This window comes from Bradyrhizobium sp., assembly GCF_016462955.1.
Classification (GTDB): domain Bacteria; phylum Pseudomonadota; class Alphaproteobacteria; order Rhizobiales; family Xanthobacteraceae; genus Bradyrhizobium.
In genome coordinates, this window is sequence record NZ_JAEMSD010000104.1 from 10,770 (window position 1) to 16,323 (window position 5,554).

Below are 5,554 nucleotides of genomic sequence, written 5' to 3' on the forward strand. Positions count from 1 at the left end.
GTAGACGTGCTCGGGCAACTGTCCGGTTCGGTCCCATTGACGGACGTCGGCCGGTTTGCAATGGCGTTTCACGAACGACGCGGTCGTCTCGCGCACCAGTTTCTGTTCGTCACTGTCTTCGAAATTCACGACCGCACCTTCTCCAACGAAAACTGCGGGAGCTTCGCGCCGTCGCGCTCTTCAAAATCGAGTCTGACGCCATCTCCGACCCGGACCTCCAGCGCACCGTTGCCGACGATGTTGGTCATCATCCGAGGGCCCTCCGCCAGATCGATCAACGCGACAACGTAGGGAGTGCGCCCAGCGAACGCGGGCGAGGACGCGCGCCGGACGACCGTGAAGCTGTGAACCGTTCCCTTACCCGACGCTTCGATCCATACGAGATCGTCGGACCAGCAGACGGGGCACAGGTATCGCGGCATGAAGTGCTTTTCGCCGCAGGAATTGCAGCGCCGGATCACGAGCTTCTCCTCATTCGCGGACTTCCAGTAGACGGCGGAATCCGCGTTAGCGACCGGCAGCGGGAGTTGTTTTTCCACTTATTCCCGCCTCTTCTATTTTTCAGAGACGTATTTCAGCCAACGGCCCCCATCGACGATGAGGTTCTCGCCCGTGACGAAGCTCGCCAGATCCGAGGCCAGGAAGACTGCCGCGTTGGCGACTTCCTGCTTATTTCCGAAGCGGCCAAGCGCCACGCGGCTCCGCTCCAGATCTGCGCGACCGCGATCTTCATAAATACGCTTTGCGCCCTCGGTGTCGCCGATTGGCCCGGGCGAGATCGCGTTGACCCTGATTCCTTCCCGTCCCCATTCGACAGCGAGCGTCCGGGTGAGCGACAGAATCCCGGCCTTGGCTGCAGCTGCATGTGCTGCTCCCGGCCAGCCAGACAGCGCCTGCATGGTGATGATGTTGATGATGCAACCATCGCCTTTGGATTCCCGGAGATGCGCGTAAGCGGCTCGGCATCCATGGAAGGTCCCATTCAAATCGATGTCGATCACCGTCCGCCACGCGTTCGAGGACATCTCAGCGGTCGGGCAGAAGAAGTTGCCCGCCGCGTTGTTGACGAGGATGTCGAGCGATCCAAAGCGATTCACGACGGCGTTGACCGCGGCCGATACCTGCTCGTAGTTTCTAACGTCCGCCTGGAAGGATGCGATTTCCTTCATGTCCCGCGCCTGCAGAGTGGCCACAGCGTCTTTGAGCCGTTCGGCATTCCGGCTGACGATTGCCACCTTGGCGCCGAGCGCCAGGTATTGCTCCGCTATACTCAGCCCGATTCCGCTACCGCCACCGGTGATGAGTGCCACGCGCCCTTTCAGAAGGTCGGAAGAATACATGTCATTTCACCTTCGCAACTCTGGCTTTCGCGGTAGCCATGGCCGACCGGTGGCATTCTGACGCCGTGGCGAGCCCGAACGCGTCCGCTTCGTGCCGCAGCGCTCCGGCTAGATGAACGGCCCACCCTTGAGCGCAAAGGGATTTGGTTAGCTGGAGAGCTTCCGCCGGTAGCGCCGCGAGTTCGTCGGCGAGCTTCATGGTCTGCCCCTCGAGTTCTCCCACTGGCGCAACGCGACGGGTGAGCCCGAGGGCGCGCGCCTCTTCTGCCCGAATGACACCGCCTGTAAGCAACACGTCGAGCGCGACCGCCGGAGTGGCCTTCGCTTGCAGCAGAAAGCTGGCGCCCCCATCTGGAACGACACCAAGCTTTACGAATGGGAAGCCCAAGCTTGCGTTCTCATCCATGACGAGAATGTCAGCAGCGAGCGCAAGCGACGCACCGCCGCCGAAGGCTGCGCCTTGGACTGCCGCGATGACGGCCTGCTTCATATTGATGATGCGCAGATGCTGAGTCTGAGCGGTGAGAATGCGATCCCGCCAGGCCATCGGCGTATCGGGCACATCGCCGAGGTCTGCGCCCGCGCAAAAGGCCGCCCCCTCTCCCCGCAGGACCACAATCCGGTCGTCGTCATTGATCTCGTCGAATCGACTCGCCAATTGTGCCCTCATCTCTACCGAGAGAGCGTTTCGCTGCTGGGGTCGATTCAGCGTGATCACGGCGACGCGACCGCGACGATGAAGCTGCACGATGTCTGATGACGACGACAATAGCGTTTCCTAATTGCGGCTTGAGTGCGAGATACGCGCCGCCTTGTACAGCTAGGTCAGCAAGAGCCATGCCATGCGCGTATCGCTCGCAAGTTTGACGATTTTTCTCGCGATGGCCGGCACAGGGTGTTCGCGGGTGACACATCGCGCGACCCCCTGTCCGCGCCACGTACACACCGCATGCGGGCCCGGTCCGGATTGGGGCACGGCTCCGGCGGCACATCGTTTGCACCGCAGATGTCTTTCAACGAAGGGAAAACGCCAGTGGATCCGAAGCAGGTTATGGTCGAGCGCGACGGCGCGGTTATGATCCTCACTCTCAACAATCCGAGTTCACGAAACTCGCTCACGTCGGAGCTCAGGGACGAACTCGGACATGCGGTCAGGGAGGCGTCCACCGACCGCTCCGTTCGCTCCGTTCTCCTCGCGGCCGCAGGTCCCTCTTTCTGCGCGGGCGGGGATTTCAAGATGCTCGAAGTCGCTTCCGATCCATGGGCCGTCCACCGCCGTTTCGCAGGTCTGAAGGATTGGCTCTTCCCGCTCATTTCGCTCAACAAGCCCATGGTCGTGGCGGTGAACGGGCATGCGGCCGGCGGTGGAATGGGACTTTCTCTATGCGGCGACGTCGTCTTCGCGTCCGAGGACGCCAAGTTCATGGCGGCTTTCTTCCGTCTCGGCGCAGTACCCGATATCGGCATGATGTACCATCTGCCCAGACTGATCGGCCTGGCGCGCGCCAAGACGTTCCTGTTCGGAAATCAGACCTGGACGGCCCAGGAAGCGTTCGCGAACGGGCTTGTCACACGGGTGTGCTCCAGTGACAAGCTCAAGGAGGAGGCGCTGGGCGAGGCGCGTCGGCTCGCGGATGGACCATCGGAAGTCATGGGGTTGGCGAAACAGCTCATGGCACGCACCTTTGAAACCGGAATGCACGACATGTTCGCATTCGAGGGCCTCGGCCAGGCGCTTGCGATGTCCAGCAGCGAGTTCAAGGAGGGTTTGCGGGCCGCCGTCGAGAAGCGGCCCGCGAACTTCGCGGCTCCCACCAGTCAGAAATAGCTTCACGCTATGTAAGATCGGAAGGGCTTACCCCCGAAAGCGGCCCTTCCGAAGTTCACTCGCCCGAGATGAGCGAACCGATCGGATCCCATCCCTCGCCGTTGAAGCGCTCCATGTGCAGATCCTTCATCGGGGCGAAGTCGGTCACACTCGTCTTGAGTCGAATACCCGGCAGGACCATCGGTAGCTGCATGTCGAGGTTCTGAGCCTGCTTCATGACGTTCTCGCGCGAGAGATCGTTTCCGCACTGCTTGAGCACCTGAACCAGCGTCTGAGCGTTGGAGTAGCCGAGAACATTGAACTCGTCCGTGATGTCTCCGGACGGATAGTACTTCTTCATCCACGCCAGCCACTCCTTGAAACCGGGGTCGTCCGCCAGGCGCGGGTCAGCCGGGTCCTTCATGTAGTGCAGGGCCATCACGCCGGTGCTCGCTTCCGCGCCGATCTGCTTGAGGACGGAGGTTGAGGCCGACACGGTGGCGAGAAGTTGCGTCGGTTTCCACCCCAGCTCGTAAGCCTTGCGGATCGCCTGAGCCGCGAACTTGGTCGTCGAAAGATTGACAAAGACGTCGGCGCCGCTCGCTTTTAATGTGATCAATTGGGAGCCGATGGTCGGTTCGGTGATGTCGTAGCTCAACTCCTTCACAATCATAGTATCAGCCTCCGCGCCCAGTTTGGCGCGCAGTCCTTTGATGTAGTCGCGGCCCAAATCGTCGTTCTGATACCGTTTATCGCGCTCGTAATTCCGGGAGCCGAACAGAATTCCTGTCGCCGATTGCTACACTTCCCATCCGACTGTTTTTGACGCGAACACATGCGCGGCGCTATAGCGGACCGGGTTCTCACTACTCCACGATAGCGAAGGCCAACCAAGCTTACTTCCAGATGGTAAACGACCAGGGAGGCGTGAACGGACGAAAGATCACGCTGATCAGCCTCGACGACGCATACAGCCCGCCAAAGACTGTCGAGCAAACGCGCAAGCTGATCGAGCAGGACGATGTGCTTCTCATCTTCGACACGTTGGGAACGGCGACCAACGCAGCAATCCAGAACTATCTGAACGGAAAGAAGGTCCGTCGCGGATGGGTCTTTCGGTCGCGGCACGGGAAATGCAACTTTCTTCTCCATAAGAAGAGCGCGGGAAGGATTGTTGCGCATGCGAAGGGCTTTCGAAGGATTCAGGGTCGTCGACGCTAGTCAGGGCGTCGCGGGACCGCACGCGGCGATGCTTTTGGCCCTGCACGGGGCGGACGTCGTCAAGATCGAACCGCCGGAAGGCGATTGGGGGCGGATCCTGGGGAGGACGATCGAGAACAACACCATTCATTTCACCGCGTTTAATCGGGGAAAACGATCGATAGCCATCGATCTCGCGAAAGAGGAAGGACGTCGCATCGCCGGCGATCTGGTCGCTACGGCCGACGTAGTGATCGAGAGCCTTCGGGCCGGGGTCGCTTCCCGCCTCGGCCTTGGCTATCCGGAAGCGAAGAAGGTCAATCCCGAAATCATCTACATGTCCGTGTCCGGTTACGGTCAAAGCGGCCCCAACCGAGAACGTCCAACCGTCGACGGCGTCATCCAGGCCTTTTCCGGCATGATGGTGATGAACGGATCCGTCGAAAAGCCGCATCGGCAGGCGATGGTCGTCATCGACACGGTCACGGGTCTCTACGGTTTCCAGGCTGTCAGCGCGGCTTTGATGCGCAAGGTGCGGTTCGGTACCGGTTCGTTCATCGACATGAGCCTGATGCAAAGCGCCGCCGCCTTCCAGGCCGCCAAGCTGATGGAGGCTCAGGCGGAAGGCCCTACTCCAGGACCGCTATATTCCCCATCAGGCATCTACGAAACGGCGGACGGCCATGTTCTCTTGAGCGCGATGCGATCGCGGAATTTCGAAGCTCTGTGCGATGCGCTCGGATGTCCGCAACTTTCGGGCGATCCGCGTTTCGGTTCCGTGGACAACAGAAACGCCAACCGCGCAGCGATGAACAAGGTCCTTCAGGAGATGCTCCGTACGCGTACCACGGCCGACTGGGTCGAGGTCCTGCTCGCCCGCGGCGTCATGGCAAGCCCGGTCAATACCTACGCCGATTGGCTCGCCGACGAACACGTGAACGCCGTCGGGGCCTACCAGACCGTCGCCTTGACGGCCTGGGATCGCTCCCAGTCGCCGCGATACCCGGCTGCCCCGGTCCCGAAATCGGGAAGAACGGGTCGATTCCGGGGCTTGGCGAACATTCGCGCGAGATCCTTGCTGCGCTCGGAAAGAGCCAGACCGAAATCCAAGCGCTCTATTCCGCGCGCGTCCTGGCTTGATCGTTTCCGTAAATACTTTCGCCTGCGAGGTCATATGGGTCCGCTGAACGGTCTGACAGTCCTGGAG

Annotated in this window: 6 protein-coding genes and 1 pseudogene; 3 read left to right on the top strand and 4 right to left on the bottom strand. The window is 60.8% G+C overall.

Annotation, left to right across the window (positions count from 1 at the left end):
- Positions 1 to 125: 125 nt before the first annotated feature.
- From JHD07_RS13640 to JHD07_RS13650, 3 genes are read right to left on the bottom strand one after another with little or no spacing between them, the layout of a single operon-like run.
- Complete coding sequence (locus JHD07_RS13640; protein WP_291622904.1) at positions 126 to 539, bottom strand: Zn-ribbon domain-containing OB-fold protein; 414 nt, start codon at positions 537 to 539, stop codon at positions 126 to 128.
- A 15-nt stretch (positions 540 to 554) separates the two neighbouring features.
- Positions 555 to 1,340 (bottom strand): SDR family oxidoreductase, encoded by a 786-nt coding sequence (locus tag JHD07_RS13645; protein WP_024342792.1) that lies wholly within the window; start codon positions 1,338 to 1,340, stop codon positions 555 to 557.
- Position 1,341: 1 nt separating this feature from the next.
- Positions 1,342 to 2,109 (bottom strand): enoyl-CoA hydratase/isomerase family protein, encoded by a 768-nt coding sequence (locus JHD07_RS13650; RefSeq protein WP_028139122.1) that lies wholly within the window; start codon positions 2,107 to 2,109, stop codon positions 1,342 to 1,344.
- Positions 2,110 to 2,391: 282 nt separating this feature from the next.
- On the opposite strand from JHD07_RS13650, the gene JHD07_RS13655 reads away from it, so the two are divergent.
- A complete protein-coding gene (locus tag JHD07_RS13655) occupies positions 2,392 to 3,168 on the top strand; it encodes an enoyl-CoA hydratase/isomerase family protein (RefSeq protein ID WP_024342790.1) in 777 nt (258 codons plus the stop codon).
- 55 nt (positions 3,169 to 3,223) lie between these two features.
- On the opposite strand, the gene JHD07_RS13660 is transcribed toward JHD07_RS13655, so the two are convergent.
- A complete protein-coding gene (locus JHD07_RS13660) occupies positions 3,224 to 3,931 on the bottom strand; it encodes an ABC transporter substrate-binding protein (protein ID WP_080654981.1) in 708 nt (235 codons plus the stop codon).
- Between the two features lie 62 nt (positions 3,932 to 3,993).
- Between JHD07_RS13660 and JHD07_RS13665 the strand changes: the two are divergent.
- Both JHD07_RS13665 and JHD07_RS13670 read left to right on the top strand, forming a co-directional pair.
- Positions 3,994 to 4,260 (top strand): annotated as a pseudogene (locus tag JHD07_RS13665) (ABC transporter substrate-binding protein); the annotation flags it as partial.
- Between the two features lie 67 nt (positions 4,261 to 4,327).
- Positions 4,328 to 5,554, top strand: a 1,227-nt coding sequence (locus JHD07_RS13670) for a CoA transferase (protein ID WP_291622908.1), incomplete at its 3' end; no start/stop codon positions are given.

Bases quoted from the DNA above. Each gene is read 5' to 3' on its own strand.
- JHD07_RS13655 (WP_024342790.1), top strand. From the start codon at position 2,392: ATGGTCGAGCGCGACGGCGCGGTTATGATCCTCACTCTCAACAATCCG.
- JHD07_RS13645 (WP_024342792.1), bottom strand. From the start codon at position 1,340: ATGTATTCTTCCGACCTTCTGAAAGGGCGCGTGGCACTCATCACCGGT.